This window comes from Pseudomonas sp. FG1 (genome assembly GCF_034313875.1).
Lineage (GTDB): Bacteria > Pseudomonadota > Gammaproteobacteria > Pseudomonadales > Pseudomonadaceae > Aquipseudomonas > Aquipseudomonas veronii.
In genome coordinates this window covers 4,896,111-4,910,763 of sequence record NZ_JAVIWP010000001.1, presented here as the reverse complement: position 1 = coordinate 4,910,763, position 14,653 = coordinate 4,896,111, and the positions used below count along the sequence as shown (strand labels likewise).

Sequence of the window (14,653 nt, the reverse complement as noted above, 5' to 3'; positions counted from 1 at the left end):
TTATTTGGAGCTTACCCATGAAACTGTTGCACATCGATTCCAGCATCCTCGGCGACAACTCGGCTTCGCGCCAGCTCAGTGCCGGCGTGGTCAAGGCCTGGCAAGCGGCCGAGCCGGGTGTGGAAGTGACTTACCGTGACCTGGCCAGCGAAGCTATCAACCACTTCTCCGGCGCCACCCTGGCTGCGCTGGGCACGCCGGCCGAACTGCGCGATGCCGCGCAGCAGCACGAAGCCGACCTCAGCGCGTCGACCCTGGCTGAATTCCTCGCCGCCGATGCCGTGGTGCTGGGCGCGCCGATGTACAACTTCACCATCCCGTCCCAGCTCAAGGCCTGGATCGACCGCATTGCAGTGGCCGGCCAGACCTTCCGCTACACCGAAGCCGGCCCGGAAGGCCTGTGCGGCAACAAGAAAGTCATCATCGTCTCCACGTCCGGCGGCCTGCATGTTGGCCAGGCAACCGGCGTGGCCCACGAGGAATACTTGAAAGTCATGCTGGGCTTCCTCGGCATCACCGACATCGAATTCGTCCGCGCCCAGGGCCTGGCGTATGGCGATGAGTTCCGCAGCAAGTCCCTGAGCGACGCCAACGTTGTCATCAACGAACAATTGTTCGCCGCCGCGTAAGGCTTGTGTAAATTTCGCTGTTGCTCGGTTTCAATCTGAAGCCGGGCGCCTAAACTCTGTATTCTGCTCGCCTGAACGCGACCGGAGTACGGAGTTTTTTCGTTGGCCCGCTGTCTTTACTTTGGCCCAGGTTATGCACGCATGGGTTTATCACTCGGTGCGAGTACCTTGAACCATGGACATCTTGAATAGACATGCCGGTTATCGCGCAGCAAAGGTGGACATCCTCATGATGCGTCTTTGTGCTGTTTTGGTTCTTTCCCTGCTTGGTGGCCTGGTTTCAGTGCACGCCGCGCCTGCGCCGCACCCGCATTGGAGTGTGGGCTTCCACCGCATGAGTTTTCTCGACCCGCTGGATCTGCAGCCGATGAATGCCATCGCGTTCTATCCGTCCACCGACGTTGAGCACACCACCCGGGTGGGTGGGTATCACGTGGCCGCCACGGAAGATTCGAAGATCGCTATCGGCCGTTTCCCGATGCTGATGCTGTCCCACGGCAACACAGGAACGCCGCTGGCCCTGCATGACCTGGCGACCTCTCTGGCGCGCAAGGGCTTTGTAGTCGTGGCGGTGCTGCACCCTGGCGACAACTACAAGGATCACAGCCGCCTGGGCACGTTGAGCAACCTGTATGGGCGGCCGATCCAGATCTCCGAAGCGATCACCGCAACCCTGGGCGACCCGATGCTGTCACCGTTCGTCAACGTCGACCAAGTGGGTGTCATCGGCTACTCGGCCGGTGGCGAAACCGCGTTGATCCTGGCGGGCGCCAAGCCCGATTTCGACCGCTTGCGCCGCTATTGCCAGGAGCGTCCGGAAGACCGCGACGCCTGCACCACCAAAGGCGAGCTGGTGGTGGACCGTGATGACTTGCAGCCACAAGCCGACCCACGCATTCACGCGTTGATGTTGATGGCGCCGCTGAGCTTGATGTTCGGGCGCCACACCCTGGCCGACGTCCACGTGCCGGTGCTGCTCTATAGCGGTGATGGCGACAAGCTGGTGGCGGTGGACAAGAACGCCGCCGCCCTGGCGCGCAAGCTGCCCGAACCGCCGGACTTCAAATTGCTGGCCGGGGCCGGGCATTTCGTGTTCATGGCGCCCTGCGACAGCGATCAACTGGCGCTGATGCCGGCGATCTGCACCGATGCCGATGGCGTCGACCGCGAAGGCATTCACCGCGATCTGACCTCCGAAGCCGGGCGCTTTTTCGCTCACACCCTCGGGCGATCCACCCGTGCCGGCCTGCAGACGGCGGATCAGTAAGCGCGACGTTTGAGCAACAAAGTCACGCCCAAGGCGCTGAGCGACAGCAGTGCGGCGCAGAAGAAGATCCAGCCGTAGCCGAGGTTCAACGCCACCGCCCCCATCAAGGGCCCGGCAATCGCCAGGGCCAGGTCGAAAAACACGGCGTAGGCACTCAGCCCCGCGCCACGGCTGCTGTTGGGCACCTGCTTGATCGCTTCCACGCCCAGCGCCGGGTACACCAGCGACAAACCGAAGCCGGTCAGCCCTGCACCGATCAATGCCACGCCGGTAGACGGCGCGAGCCACAACAGCGTCAGGCCCAGGGTCTCGATGATCATGCACCCAATCGCCGCGCGGAAGCCGCCAAAGCGGCTGATGGCCGAGATAAACACCAGGCGCGAAACGATGAAACACACGCCAAATACCGTCAAGCAATAGGCCGCGCCAGCCCAGCCGCGATTGAGGTAATACAGGGTGATAAAGGTGGTCAGGGTACCGTAGCCGATGGACGCCAGGCACAGGCTGGCGCCAAACGGGGCGATACGCCCGAACACCGCCCAGAACGGCAGGCGCTCGCCGCGGACCACCGGCACGGACGGTTTATTGCGGATCAGCACCAAGCCCAGCGCCGCCAGCACCGACAGGGCGATGCCAAGGCTGTTGTAGCCGTATTCGGCGACCATTACCACGCCCAGCGGCGCGCCAATCGCGATGGCTCCGTAGGACGCAATGCCGTTCCAGGAAATCGAGCGCCCCGTATGCTCGGCGCCGACCTGGCCCATGCACCAACTGATGGTGCCCACGCCAATCAGGCCCTGGGCCACGCCGAGCAACAAACGAGCGACGATCAGGATGCCCAGGCTCAACAGCGGCAGGCTTTGCAGCAGTGTTGCCAGCAGCGTCAGCCCGCCGCTGGCCAGGATGCCGCCCAGGCCGAGCACGATTGCGCGTTTGGTGCCCACGTTATCGGACATGCGCCCGGCCATGGGGCGGCTGAGCAGGGTGGCAAGGTATTGCGAACCGATGGTCAGCCCGGCCACCACCGCACTGAAACCCAATTGCTCGTGTACGTAGCCTGGGATCACCGCGATCGGCAGGCCGATGCAGATAAAGGCAATAAAGGTGTAGAAGACGATGGAGACGATCTGCAGGGTGATCGACAGTGAACTCGGGGCGGCGGCAGACATGAGCACTCGTTCGCGGGCGGGCGGTGAGGGCATCATCGCAAGGGCTCGGGGGAAAAGAAAGCACCCTAACTATCAACCCGGCTGGCCGACAGATACAAAAAAGCCCCGTCGCAGTGGACGGGGCTTTTTCTTGTCGCTAACAGCTGCTCGCGGTGCTTAGAAGACCACGCCTTGGCTGCGCAGGTAGTCGTCATAAGTGCCGCTGAAGTCGATCACGCCGTTGGCGCTCAACTCGATGATGCGGGTGGCCAGGGACGATACGAACTCACGGTCGTGGCTGACGAAGATCAGCGTGCCTGGGTAGTTTTCCAGTGCCAGGTTCAGCGCTTCGATGGATTCCATGTCCAAGTGGTTGGTCGGTTCGTCCATGATCAGCACGTTCGGCTTTTGCAGGATCAGCTTGCCGAACAGCATGCGGCCTTGTTCGCCACCGGAGATGACCTTGACCGACTTGAGGATCTCGTCGTTGGAAAACAGCATGCGCCCCAGGGTGCCGCGGATCACTTGCTCGCCCTGTGTCCACTGGCCCATCCAGTCGAACAGGCTCATGTCGTCTTCGAAGTCGTGGGCGTGGTCCTGGGCGTAGTAGCCCAGTTCGGCGGCGTCGGTCCACTTGATGCTGCCGGCATCCGGCGTCAGTTCGTTGACCAGGGTGCGCAGCAGGGTGGTCTTGCCGATACCGTTCGGGCCGATGATCGCCACGCGCTCGCCGGCTTCAACCTGAAAGCTGAAGTCCTTGAACAGCGGCTTGCCGTCGAAGCCTTTGGCCATGCGATCGACGATGACCGCCTGGCGGTGCAGCTTTTTGGTTTGTTCGAAACGGATGAACGGGCTCACACGGCTCGAAGGCTTGACCTCGGCCAGCTGGATCTTGTCGATCGCCTTGGCACGGGAAGTGGCCTGCTTGGCTTTCGAGGCGTTGGCCGAGAAGCGGCTGACGAAGGATTGCAGTTCGGAGATCTGCGCTTTTTTCTTGGCGTTGTCCGACAGCAGTTGCTCGCGGGACTGGGTCGCCACGGTCATGTACTCGTCGTAGTTGCCCGGGAACAGGCGCAACTCGCCGTAGTCCAGGTCAGCCATGTGGGTACATACGCTGTTCAGGAAGTGACGGTCGTGAGAGATGATGATCATCAGGCTGGAGCGCTGGGTCAGGATGTTTTCCAGCCAGCGGATGGTGTTGATGTCCAAGTGGTTGGTCGGTTCGTCGAGCAACAGCACTTCAGGGTCGGAGAACAGCGCCTGGGCCAGCAATACGCGTAGTTTCCAGCCGGGGGACACTTCGCTCATCGGGCCGAAGTGCTGTTCCAGGGGAATACCCAGGCCCAGCAGCAGTTCACCGGCGCGGGATTCGGCGGTGTAGCCGTCCATCTCGGCGAACTCGGTTTCCAGCTCGGCCACGGCCATGCCGTCGTCTTCGCTCATTTCCGGTAGCGAGTAGATACGATCGCGCTCGGCCTTGACCTTCCACAGTTCTTCGTGACCCATGATCACGGTGTCGAGCACGGTGAATTCTTCGTAGGCGAACTGGTCCTGGCGCAGTTTACCCAGGCGCACATTCGGTTCCAGCATGACCTGGCCGCCGGACGGGTCCAGGTCGCCACCGAGGATTTTCATGAAGGTCGACTTGCCGCAACCGTTGGCACCGATCAAACCATAACGGTTACCGGCGCCGAATTTGACCGAGACATTCTCGAAGAGCGGCTTGGCGCCGAACTGCATGGTGATGTTAGCTGTGGAGATCAATTACTTTACCTATCAATAGCTTAGGGTGCGCTTATTTGAGCTGGGACCAATTTGGGACCAATCTGGAGCTCTTCCGATTCGCTCCAGTCCGAGCTTGGGTTGATCCAACGCGCATAAGTCGAGAGCAGCATCTGCGCACGATGGCCGAGCTGCTGGGAAATGAAGGCGGGGTTCATGCCAGACATACTGCATATTGTCGCATAGGTGTGACGACAGTTGTATGGCGGTCGACGACGGATGTTCAACACTTTCGGTGTTGGAGTCCCCTGTAGTGCAGGTCGGTCGTCTGCTTCACGCACTCCGAGTGCGTCGGTGGCGAGAAAATCAACGGCATTTTCAAGTCGGATAAAAGGTCCAGTCGGAGTCGCAACTTTTTGGGCAGAGCGAAACGCGTACCGCTCAGTTGCTGCCGCATAAGTGAATCCCCGTTTAACCACACGTAGTCGATCGAGCAGAGTCGTATGGCTAAGGAAAACAGCCGTCTAAACCAGCGACTTTTGAATTTGATGATCAAATGTCTCTAGAAAGTCCTGCATGCTGAGTTCTCCGAGATCTACGGTTTTAGCGCCGCCGGCCGCGATAAAGGTTACGTCAGTGATACCCAGGACGTTCAGGATCAGTTTCAAATAGTGGGTCGCAATGTCACGGTCTTTAATCGGCGAGTCGTCGGTATATACACCTCCCGAGGCGAGCAGCACTGTTGCTTTTTTACCAGTCACCAGTCCTTTGCCATCAACGCCCAGGGTCAGGCCTTTACGCACCACATGATCGACCCAGGCCTTGAGTGCCGCAGGGACGTTATAGTTGTAGACGGGTGTTGAAATAACCAAGTGATCGGTTTCCAGCAACTCGGCCGCAAGTTCATCGGATAGTTGCAACACCGCTTTCATTTCAGGCGAATGTTGGGGGGCGGGGGTGAAGTAAGCCTGTAACCAGGGAGCTGTCACGAAGGTCAGCGGGGTGTCCGTTAGATCCCGTATTTAGGCAACGCAGGCCGATGGTTGCTGAATGACCTGACCCGTCGTCTGTGCCTGTGAGGGTACGACGATGACCGAGGTCGGCGGTTTGGTGACCTGGGCCGGGAGATAAGTTCGGCCGCAGGCGAGGGTTTCATCTGACGGGCAATTGGCTTATTTTCCGTAGCTCACTGTAACCGACTTTCTGGAGACGCAATGGACATGCCCTCAGCCCAGCAGGCGATTGCCAGCAACAAGGACGCCTGGGACGAATCCGCCCGGCTGCACAAAGACACGGACACCTGGAGGGCGCTGCTGGCCTCGGTCGCCGAACTGGATTTTTCGTGCCTGGACCCGACTCTCACCGCCTTGTTGCAAGATGTCGGTGTTGCCGGCAAAGACGTGGTGCAACTGTGTTGCAACAACGGCCGCGAAAGCTTGTCGTTATTCGGCCTGGGCGCACGCACGGTCGTCGGCGTGGACCAGTCCCGTGCCTTTCTCGATCAGGCTCGGGAACTGGCGGTGCTCTCACCCTACAGCCCGGAATTCATCGAAACCGATATCCACCATTTGCCCGAGCGCTTGCACGCACGCTTCGATATCGCCCTGGTGACCATCGGCGTATTGGGCTGGATGCCGGATGTGGCGCGGTTCATGCGCCAGGTCGCCACAACGCTGAAGCCCGGCGGCACCCTGGTGATGTACGAAACCCACCCGTTCCTGGAAGTGTTCGACCCGCTGGCAGCCAATCCGCTGCTGCCTGCCAGTTCGTACTTCCAGCGTGAGCCTTTTGTGCTGCAAGAGTCGATCGTCTATGAAGGGCAGAGCGCGGTCGCGGGGCCGACGTCCTACTGGTTTGTACACACGCTGGGCAGTGTGGTCAGCGCAGCGATTGCGGCGCGGTTGCAGATCGCTCATCTGCAAGAATACCCGCATTCAAATCGCGAAGAACTCTACGACCAGTACGAGGATCAGGCGGCCCAGTTGCCGCTGTGTTTTACCCTGACGGCGACCAAGCGCCTGCCCTGAGCTGTTTTGCGCGTAAAAAAAGCCCGCCGGGGGAGGCGGGCTAAGGGATTCACTGGAGTAGGTAGGCTTCACCCTATAGACCGGAAGGTGAATGCTTTGTGAAAATCCCGTCGCAAGTTCAGATGGGCGCGGGGCTCAGGATCGACGCACGAATGTACGCATTGTCTGCCCGGGGCCGGTGCTGAATACACACGGTCGCGGCATGCCTTCATCCGCCGCGATGAATACGAACTCGTCTCCTTCCAGGCGGTAGCTGGCCGGCAGCAGCTTGCCCGCGTCATCCCCCATGGCATCGATCCAGGTGATGCTTTTGGGATGGGTGGTGCTGTCCAGGAAGAATCGGCCGGCCAGTAGTCGTTTGCCATCAACGGTGAGCACTTCAAAGCGGTCGTCGGTAAGGGTGGTGATTGCACCGGGGGCGCTGTGGGCGTCGGGCGGGTTGAGCACGCCGCTGTCTTCGAGCGAGACCTGCTGCCATGTGCCCTGCAGGGCTTGGTAGTCCGAGTCGAGAATGGATGTCATACAAATTCCTTTTTGTTGAGGCGCATAGCGCTGAATAGCGCGACCGAACGGTCAGAAAAAGCCGGGTATATACAGGTTTATCCGTAGGAAGCTTCGTGTTATCAGGCTTTTATCGCGATTTTTTCGAGTGCGAGCAGCTATTTAACAAACTTTTGACTATTCTTGTGACAAGAATATTCCTACTTGATGAACGCCAGTGGCAATGATCGCTTGAATGAAGGGAAACAAACTTTAATAGCGTGGGATTTTTCGTCTGACTGAGTGGTCAGATAGCGATTGGTTAGCCTGCTCTGTGGGCTTCAGGGCGTTGTCCCTGATTCTTTACTGGGGTATTCAGGTTTTTGACGGTGATGGCCGTTTAGTATCATTTTTAAGGTGCTTTCATTTTGAATCGAACTTCCCCGCATACTGTTTCTAGCTCTTCAGATGAAATTGACCTGCTTGAACTGTTTCACTCGATTTGGCAGCAAAAAAAACTGGTAGTGGGGTGTACGATTCTGGCGGGCGTGCTCGGCGTCGGTTATGCCTTCCTGGCGCCGCGGACATATGAGGTCAGCAGTGTCTTGCGCCCGGCGGCGATCAATGAACTGGATGCATTGAACCGTTCCGAAGTCTACAAGTTGCCGCCGGCCGATGCGTTGTCGAAGGTGGGCGCGCAGTTGGACTCTTATGAGGCGAGGCTGGGCTTTTTCAGATCCCATGAGCAATTGTTCACTGCGTTCCAGAAGCCTGGGCAAAGCCTGGAGCAGAGTTTTGAAGACTTCAACCGCAACTCGGTCAACTTGATTCTGCCGGACCCGAAAAAGTCAGACTCGTTGAGCAGTTATATCCGCCTGGAGTTGCAGTACCCGAGCGATGTGGACGGTGTGGCGATTCTGAACGGCTTTGTCGACTACGCCATTGCGGCGGAGCGCGAACAAGTCGGTGCGGACCTCAAGGTGATCGTCAACAACCGCCTGAATGAACTCAAAGGCAAGATCGACGCTGCGCGCGCCAACTACGATACCGATAAGGAATCGAAGATCGCCAAGCTGTTGGAAGATGACCGACTCAAGCGCGCCCAGTTGCAAGATGAACTCAGTGCCCTGCGCCTGCAGATGAAAATGGAGCGTACCAACCGCCTGGCAGAGCTGTCGGAAGCCATTGCCATCGCCAAGTCGATGGGTATCAAAACGCCGACCACGCCATCGTCCATGGCGGATGCCGCACGAGGCGGTTCGAGCCAGGTGATGCGTACCGAGGTCAACAACCAGAAGATCCCGCTTTTCTTCCTCGGCACCGAGGCCCTGGAGGCCGAGCGCGTTGCGCTACAACAGCGGACCAGCGACGACTTTACCAACCCTCGCGTCGCCGAGATCGGCAAGGAGTTGCAACTGCTGGAGGTCAACCGTGAGGTTGAAGTGCTGCGCAAGCGTGGGAATGAAGACATCTTCCTGCAGGATGTTGAACCGCTTCGTGCTGAAGTTGCGCGCTTGCGTAACCTCAACATCGACATGAGCAACCTCAAGCTGGTCACCGTCGACCGCCGCGCCCAGGAGCCTCTGGCGCCGATCAAACCGAAAAAAGCCCTGGTGATCGCCTTGAGCCTGGTCGCGGGGTTGATCCTCGGCTTGTTCATCGCACTGGTCCGCCATTTTGTGCTGACCCGGCGCGAAACCGTGCCTTATTCGAGCTTGGAAGACGGCCGCTTTTCCCGGCGTGAGCGCAAGGATGATCAGCCGCTGCCGTAACGTTTAATGCGAAAGGGCTTGTCCCATGACAAGCCCCCGTGCCCCCTCCAATTACAATCAGTGGACAGCTTTTCACAATTCTTAGTTAACCTTTAGTTACAAATTGTGGCTAAATATCGGGCGATGGTTATGAACCGAAGGGTTATCCGCCGGTCGTGCCGCCTGTATGTGAATTGTGATTTCATGTGCTGCTATCCAACCTCGGCCGTCGTGGGCCCGCAGGAGCAGCCTGTTTTCTCCTGACTTGTGACGAAATCCATTGAAACTCATTATTGTTTTCCTCTACGTTGCCTCTATTGCGTATGTCCACCTGCGTGGCCGGGTTCGGCATAAACTGAGACGCCAGCTCAGCGATCACTCTACGTTCCTGGCGCCGATCAACTGCTTTCTCTACCTGTTCTCCAAGCTACCCAGCCGACCGTATCTCTCACCCAGCGACTTCCCGGACCTGAGCCCACTGCAGGAGCATTGGGAAGAAATCCGCCAGGAAGCCCATACCCTGATGCAGGCGGGCGCGATCAAGCGTTCGGACCAATACGACGACGTTGGTTTCAACTCGTTCTTCAAGTCGGGTTGGAAGCGCTTCTACCTGAAATGGTATGGCGACAGCCACCCCTCGGCGATGAAGCTGTGCCCGCGCACCACCGAGTTGCTGCAGAGCATCGGCTCGGTCAAGGCCGCGATGTTCGCCGAGTTGCCGCCGGGCTCCAAGCTGGTGCGCCACCGCGACCCTTACGCCGGTTCCTATCGCTACCACTTGGGCCTGGATACCCCCAACGATCCGGGGTGCTACATCAATGTGGACGGCGAGAACTACTCCTGGCGCGACGGCGAACCGGTGATGTTCGACGAGACCTATATCCACTACGCAGAAAACGCCACCCAGAAGAACCGCATCATTCTGTTCTGTGACGTCGAGCGGCCGATGAAGTACCGCTGGGCGGCCGCGTTCAACCGCTGGTTCAGCCGCACGGTGATGGCCGCCGCCGGCGCGCCGAACGACGCCGGCGACCAGACCGGCGGCCTGAACCGTGCGTTTAGCCGCTTGTACAAAATCCGCCTGCGCGGCAAGGAACTCAAGAAGCGTAACCGCACGCGCTACTACCTGGAAAAGTGGGCGATCTTCGCGGTGCTTGCGCTGATCTTCATCCTGATCTGAACCTCGACGTGGCGCGACTCACTGCGGTGGCGTCGCGCCCAACGTGTCCCACATCTGTTTGCTGAGCCTCTGCCTGTTGGCATAACCGGCCCACGGGTCGCCCTTCAAACCCTGCAACCGCTGTTGCAGGTTGGCGACCGTCCACTGCTGGGCACCGCGCAACCCCTTCAACTCCTCGCGACTGACCGGCACCGACACTGGCAGGCCGGGGCGTGCGCGCACTGAATAGGCCGCCACCGTACTGGCACCGCGCGCGTTACGCAGGTAATCGATGAAGATCTTGCCCTGTCGATTCTTCAGCCCGGAGGTGGCGGTGAAGCGTTCCGGCAGGCGTTGGGTCATGAACTGGGCGATCGCTTTGGCGAAGGCTTTCACAGTGGCCCAATCATCGCGGCGCGCCAGCGGGATCATCAGGTGCAGGCCTTTGCCGCCGCTGGTCTTGACGAAGGCTTGCAGGCCCAACTCGTCGAGCACCGACAAGGTCAACTGCGCCGCCTCCAGCATGGCTTTCCACGGCAGGGCCGGATCGGGGTCGAGGTCGAGGACGAACAGGTCCGGGGTTTCGATCTTGTCCGAGGTGGCACCCCAGGTGTGCAGTTCGACGGTACCCATCTGCACCGCACCGATCAGGGCGGCGAGGCTGTCGATCTGCATCAGGCGCGCATGGTCAGGGTCCAGGCGCTGGTCCAGTTGCTTGATATGGGGAATCGCCAGGTGCTCCGAGTGCTTCTGGAAAAATTGCTCGCCGTCGATGCCCTCCGGCGCCCTCAGCAAGGAAACGGGGCGGTGACGCAGGAAGGGCAGCAGCCATTCGCTGATGCTCTGGTAAAACTGCGCCAGTTGCAGCTTGCGGGTGCCGCTGGCGAGATCGATGACGCGCTCGGCATGGGTGATCTGCACACCGGCGAGGGTGACCGACGCGGCGGTTTTTTGCGACGCGGGCGTGGGCCTGGCGTTCCCCACGCAGGCACCGCTGAGCACGCTTTGCGGCTGGGCTTCGGTGATGTCGTAGTCGCTGGCCGGGCGGGCGTGCCGGTCGTTTTCCTTGATCAGCAGCCACCGTTCCTTGTCGCCGCTGCCTTTGAGGTGGGTGCGTACCAAGACCCAATCGCCTGAGAGTTTTTCGCCGGCCAGGGTGAATTCCAGTTTGCCGGCGGCGTAGGCGGTTTGTGGATCGTCGTGGGGGTGCCAAATGCCACGGTCCCAGACGATCACATCGCCGGCGCCGTATTGGCCGGCCGGAATGCTGCCTTCGAAACTGCCGTAGCTCAAAGGGTGGTCTTCGACTTGCACCGCCAGGCGTTTCTGGCTGGGGTCGAGGCTGGGACCCTTGGGCACCGCCCAGCTCTTGAGCACGCCATCGAGCTCAAGGCGCAAATCGTAGTGCAGATTGCGTGCGTCGTGCTTCTGGATCACGAACGTCAGCGTCGATGTATTGCGCTGCGCGCCCGACGCGGCGCCGGAAGGTTCGGCGGTGATCTTGAAGTCGCGTTTGCGGTTGTATTCGCTCAGGGGCTTTGCCATATCGTGCTCCCTACCTTGGTCGGCTCAAGAGGCCTTTTCGCTGGCTTTTTACACACCTGGCATCCGTGCGATCGCTGGCGTGGAAGTTGCGGTGCGCGGATGCTCGGACAGAACGTGTTACATCTAATGAGAAACTATTTAGTTACCAAAGGCGAACCCAAAGCGTAGCGTGGTATCGAAAGCATGTACTCCTCGCCCCAAGAGGCTTTGTCATGATCACCTGTGTGCGACATCTTGCAGCATTGGCGCTAGGCCTGGCGCTTTGCGCCAGTGCCCAGGCGCAAAACCTGCCCGGCAGCAATGACGCCAACAATAGCCCGATCCACCGGGCCAATCCCAACAGTATGCAGGGCACCCTGCCCAATGCGCCGGCGATTCGCGGCATCCAGACCGGGCCGACCACGCGCACGCCGACCCTGGAAAACGGCGGCATCGGCAATCGCTATCCGCAACGCCAGGCTGCGCCCAGCCGCCCGGCGACGGAAATCAAAGCCCCCACGGTTGACGCCAACGGCAATCGCCGGCCTTGAGCGCCGGTAAGGACCCCGTCTTATGTCTCTACGCAAAACCCTGCTTGCCGCATGTTGCGCAAGCGCCTTATTGCCGCTGACAACGCTGTATGCCGCCGAAGCCCAGCAGTTTCCCAGCGAACAAGGCAGCATCAGCGCCACGCCGATCGCCAAAGGCCTGGATCATCCGTGGGCCGTGGCGTTTTTACCGGACAAACAGGGCTACCTCGTCACCGAGCGTCCCGGCCACCTGCGGGTCGTCAGCCCGGATGGCAAATTGTCGGCGCCGCTGACCGGCGTGCCTGAGGTCTGGGCCAAGGGCCAGGGTGGTTTGCTCGATGTGGTGCTGTCGCCGGACTTCAAACAGGACCGCCTGGTGTACCTGTCATATGCCGAAGGCGGCGGCAAGGGCGGCACAGCCGGCACTGCGGTCGGTCGCGGGCGGTTGGCGGATGACCTGAGCGGTTTGCGCGACTTCAAGGTGATCCTGCGCCAGGAGCCCAAGCTCTCCACCGGCAATCATTTCGGCTCGCGCCTGGCCTTTGACCGCGACGGCTACCTGTTTGTCACCCTGGGTGAAAACAACGACCGGCCCACCGCCCAGGACCTGGACAAGCTGCAAGGCAAGGTGGTGCGGATCTACCCGGACGGCCGCGTGCCGGATGACAACCCCTTTGTCGGGCAGCCGGGCGTGCGCCCCGAAATCTGGTCCTACGGCCAGCGCAATCCGCAGGGCCTGGCGTTGAACCCGTGGAACGGCACGCTCTGGGAAAACGAGCACGGGCCGCGTGGCGGAGATGAAATCAACATCATCGAACGCGGCAAGAACTACGGCTGGCCCATGGCGACTCATGGCATCAACTATTCGCTGACACCGATCCCCGAGGCCAAGGGCAAGGTGGTGGACGGTACTGTGGCGCCGCACCATGTGTGGGAGAAATCCCCGGCGATCAGTGGCATGGCATTCTACGATGCCGACCGCTTCCAGGCATGGCAGCACAATCTGTTCATTGGCGCACTGGCCAGCCGGGAGCTGATTCGCCTGCAGTTCGACGGCGACAAGGCGATCCATGAAGAGCGCTTGCTCGGCGGCTTGAATGCGCGGATTCGCGACGTGCGGCAAGGGCCGGATGGCTTTTTGTATGTATTGACCGATGAGGATGATGGGGTGTTGTACCGAGTGGGTCTGAACCAGGATTGAGCAATAAGCCGCAAGCTTCACGCTTGCGGCTACAGGCTAGAGTCCCAACTCCGACAGCCCCGGATGATCGTCCGGACGCCGTCCCAACGGCCAATGGAACTTGCGCTCGCTGTCCTTGATCGGCATGTCGTTGATGCAGGCAAAACGGTTGGCCATCAGGCCGTGCTGGTCAAATTCCCAGTTTTCGTTGCCGTAGGAACGGAACCAGTTACCCGAGTCGTCGTGCCACTCATAGGCATAGCGCACCGCGATACGGTTATCGCTGAACGCCCACAATTCCTTGATCAACCGGTAATCCAACTCCTTGGCCCATTTGCGGCTGAGGAAGTCTTTGGCTTGTTCGCGGTTGTAGGCGAATTCAGCGCGGTTACGCCATTTGGTGTCCAGGGTGTAGGCCAGGGACACCCGATGCGGGTCGCGGGAGTTCCAGCCGTCTTCGGCCAGGCGGACTTTTTCGATGGCCGACTCGCGGGTAAACGGCGGCAGGGGTGGGCGGGTTTCTGCAGGGGATGACATTGGGCGGCTCCTTAAAACAATAAGGGTTGATCGAAAGTTGCGATGCCTGTGGGTTTAAAGTCCCAATAACGTTCGTGCCATGGATTGCGCCGTATCCGCCGCGGTGGCATCGCCCGTCACCAGGGCCACGGTAATGGCGCCATCGATCAGGATCAGCAGTTGCGCGGCCTGCCGTTGCGGCTCGGGCGTGCCATGGGCTTGACACAGTTCGAGCAGGTACTCGAAGAGTTTGTGTTTATGCGCCTTCGCCAGCAGGCGTACCGGGGCTTGCGGGTCGCCGGTTTCGCCGCTGGTGTTGATGAATGCGCAGCCGCGAAAGTCCGCCGAACCGAACCAGGCCTTGAGCGCGTCGAACACTGCGAGCAGGCGCTCGCCGCTGTCTTCACGGCGTTCCACCTCGGCCCGCAGCCAGTGCATCCAGCGCGCGTCGCGACGTTGCAGGGCCGCGATCACCAGTTCGTCCTTATTGGCGAAATAGCGGTAGATGCTCTTTCGGGAGACGCCGGCGGTTTTCACCAGGAAGTCCATGCCAGTGGCGGCGATGCCGTGGCGATAGATCAGCTTCTCGGTGACGTCGAGGATAATGTCGCGGGTAATATCGTTCATGTGTCATACAGTAGAACGATCGTTCTTCTTTCGCAACAAGGTTTTTCACTGACTGGCCACGAGACCTGAGCACCCCCATGGTGTAAGCTCTGG

At 60.0% G+C, this 14,653-nt stretch carries 14 protein-coding genes and 1 pseudogene; 7 read left to right on the top strand and 8 right to left on the bottom strand.

What is annotated here, in order from left to right:
* Positions 1–17 precede the first annotated feature (17 nt).
* Complete coding sequence (locus RGV59_RS22385) at positions 18–629, top strand: FMN-dependent NADH-azoreductase (RefSeq protein WP_017847257.1); 612 nt, start codon at positions 18–20, stop codon at positions 627–629.
* A 229-nt stretch (positions 630–858) separates the two neighbouring features.
* Positions 859–1,896 carry an alpha/beta hydrolase family protein gene (locus RGV59_RS22380; RefSeq protein ID WP_026140063.1) on the top strand — a complete coding sequence of 346 codons (1,038 nt, stop codon included), beginning with the start codon at positions 859–861 and terminating at the stop codon, positions 1,894–1,896.
* Here the strand turns inward: RGV59_RS22380 and RGV59_RS22375 are convergent.
* From RGV59_RS22375 to RGV59_RS22360, 4 genes and pseudogenes are all read right to left on the bottom strand, one after another.
* Complete coding sequence (locus tag RGV59_RS22375) at positions 1,890–3,065, bottom strand: MFS transporter (protein WP_057005542.1); 1,176 nt, start codon at positions 3,063–3,065, stop codon at positions 1,890–1,892. The two genes, RGV59_RS22380 and RGV59_RS22375, sit on opposite strands and share 7 nt — an antisense overlap.
* Positions 3,066–3,221: 156 nt before the next feature.
* A complete protein-coding gene (locus RGV59_RS22370; protein ID WP_026140064.1) occupies positions 3,222–4,808 on the bottom strand; it encodes an ABC-F family ATPase in 1,587 nt (528 codons plus the stop codon).
* A 20-nt stretch (positions 4,809–4,828) separates the two neighbouring features.
* Positions 4,829–5,145, bottom strand: a pseudogene (locus RGV59_RS22365) (site-specific integrase); the annotation flags it as partial.
* 145 nt (positions 5,146–5,290) lie between these two features.
* Entirely contained in the window at positions 5,291–5,788 is a 498-nt protein-coding gene (locus RGV59_RS22360) for an FMN-dependent NADH-azoreductase (RefSeq protein WP_221768647.1), read from the bottom strand.
* 192 nt (positions 5,789–5,980) lie between these two features.
* On the opposite strand from RGV59_RS22360, the gene RGV59_RS22355 reads away from it, so the two are divergent.
* Positions 5,981–6,793: a class I SAM-dependent methyltransferase gene (locus RGV59_RS22355; protein WP_126586782.1), complete on the top strand. Its 813-nt coding sequence runs from the start codon at positions 5,981–5,983 to the stop codon at positions 6,791–6,793.
* Between the two features lie 135 nt (positions 6,794–6,928).
* Here the strand turns inward: RGV59_RS22355 and RGV59_RS22350 are convergent, their stop codons facing one another.
* A complete protein-coding gene (locus tag RGV59_RS22350; protein ID WP_126586780.1) occupies positions 6,929–7,315 on the bottom strand; it encodes a TIGR03067 domain-containing protein in 387 nt (128 codons plus the stop codon).
* A 386-nt stretch (positions 7,316–7,701) separates the two neighbouring features.
* Between RGV59_RS22350 and RGV59_RS22345 the strand changes: the two genes are divergently transcribed.
* Positions 7,702–9,045: an LPS O-antigen chain length determinant protein WzzB gene (locus tag RGV59_RS22345; protein WP_026140065.1), complete on the top strand. Its 1,344-nt coding sequence runs from the start codon at positions 7,702–7,704 to the stop codon at positions 9,043–9,045.
* A gap of 259 nt (positions 9,046–9,304) precedes the next feature.
* Positions 9,305–10,204, top strand: a complete 900-nt coding sequence (gene lpxO, locus RGV59_RS22340; protein ID WP_126586778.1) for a lipid A hydroxylase LpxO — start codon at positions 9,305–9,307, stop codon at positions 10,202–10,204.
* Positions 10,205–10,222: 18 nt separating this feature from the next.
* Here lpxO and ligD read toward each other — a convergent pair whose 3' ends face one another.
* Positions 10,223–11,728, bottom strand: a complete 1,506-nt coding sequence (gene ligD / locus RGV59_RS22335) for a DNA ligase D (protein ID WP_126586776.1) — start codon at positions 11,726–11,728, stop codon at positions 10,223–10,225.
* Between the two features lie 212 nt (positions 11,729–11,940).
* Between ligD and RGV59_RS22330 the strand changes: the two genes are divergently transcribed.
* The gene (locus RGV59_RS22330; protein ID WP_126586774.1) at positions 11,941–12,258 is read left to right on the top strand and encodes a hypothetical protein; all 318 of its coding nucleotides are present in this window, start codon (positions 11,941–11,943) and stop codon (positions 12,256–12,258) included.
* 22 nt (positions 12,259–12,280) lie between these two features.
* Positions 12,281–13,438, top strand: a complete 1,158-nt coding sequence (locus RGV59_RS22325) for a PQQ-dependent sugar dehydrogenase (RefSeq protein WP_057005535.1) — start codon at positions 12,281–12,283, stop codon at positions 13,436–13,438.
* 36 nt (positions 13,439–13,474) lie between these two features.
* On the opposite strand, the gene RGV59_RS22320 is transcribed toward RGV59_RS22325, so the two are convergent.
* Together RGV59_RS22320 and RGV59_RS22315 are read right to left on the bottom strand one after the other, a co-directional pair.
* Entirely contained in the window at positions 13,475–13,954 is a 480-nt protein-coding gene (locus tag RGV59_RS22320; RefSeq protein WP_046383231.1) for a DUF1348 family protein, read from the bottom strand.
* Positions 13,955–14,008: 54 nt separating this feature from the next.
* Positions 14,009–14,560, bottom strand: coding sequence for a TetR/AcrR family transcriptional regulator (locus RGV59_RS22315; protein WP_017847270.1), 552 nt, complete (start codon positions 14,558–14,560; stop codon positions 14,009–14,011).
* Positions 14,561–14,653: the final 93 nt, after the last annotated feature.

Coding starts and splice junctions, on each gene's coding strand:
- RGV59_RS22380 (WP_026140063.1), top strand. CDS start 859: ATGATGCGTCTTTGTGCTGTTTTGGTTCTTTCCCTGCTTGGTGGCCTG.
- RGV59_RS22350 (WP_126586780.1), bottom strand. CDS start 7,315: ATGACATCCATTCTCGACTCGGACTACCAAGCCCTGCAGGGCACATGG.
- RGV59_RS22330 (WP_126586774.1), top strand. CDS start 11,941: ATGATCACCTGTGTGCGACATCTTGCAGCATTGGCGCTAGGCCTGGCG.
- RGV59_RS22375 (WP_057005542.1), bottom strand. CDS start 3,065: ATGTCTGCCGCCGCCCCGAGTTCACTGTCGATCACCCTGCAGATCGTC.
- RGV59_RS22385 (WP_017847257.1), top strand. CDS start 18: ATGAAACTGTTGCACATCGATTCCAGCATCCTCGGCGACAACTCGGCT.
- RGV59_RS22315 (WP_017847270.1), bottom strand. CDS start 14,560: ATGAACGATATTACCCGCGACATTATCCTCGACGTCACCGAGAAGCTG.
- RGV59_RS22325 (WP_057005535.1), top strand. CDS start 12,281: ATGTCTCTACGCAAAACCCTGCTTGCCGCATGTTGCGCAAGCGCCTTA.
- RGV59_RS22355 (WP_126586782.1), top strand. CDS start 5,981: ATGGACATGCCCTCAGCCCAGCAGGCGATTGCCAGCAACAAGGACGCC.
- ligD (WP_126586776.1), bottom strand. CDS start 11,728: ATGGCAAAGCCCCTGAGCGAATACAACCGCAAACGCGACTTCAAGATC.
- RGV59_RS22320 (WP_046383231.1), bottom strand. CDS start 13,954: ATGTCATCCCCTGCAGAAACCCGCCCACCCCTGCCGCCGTTTACCCGC.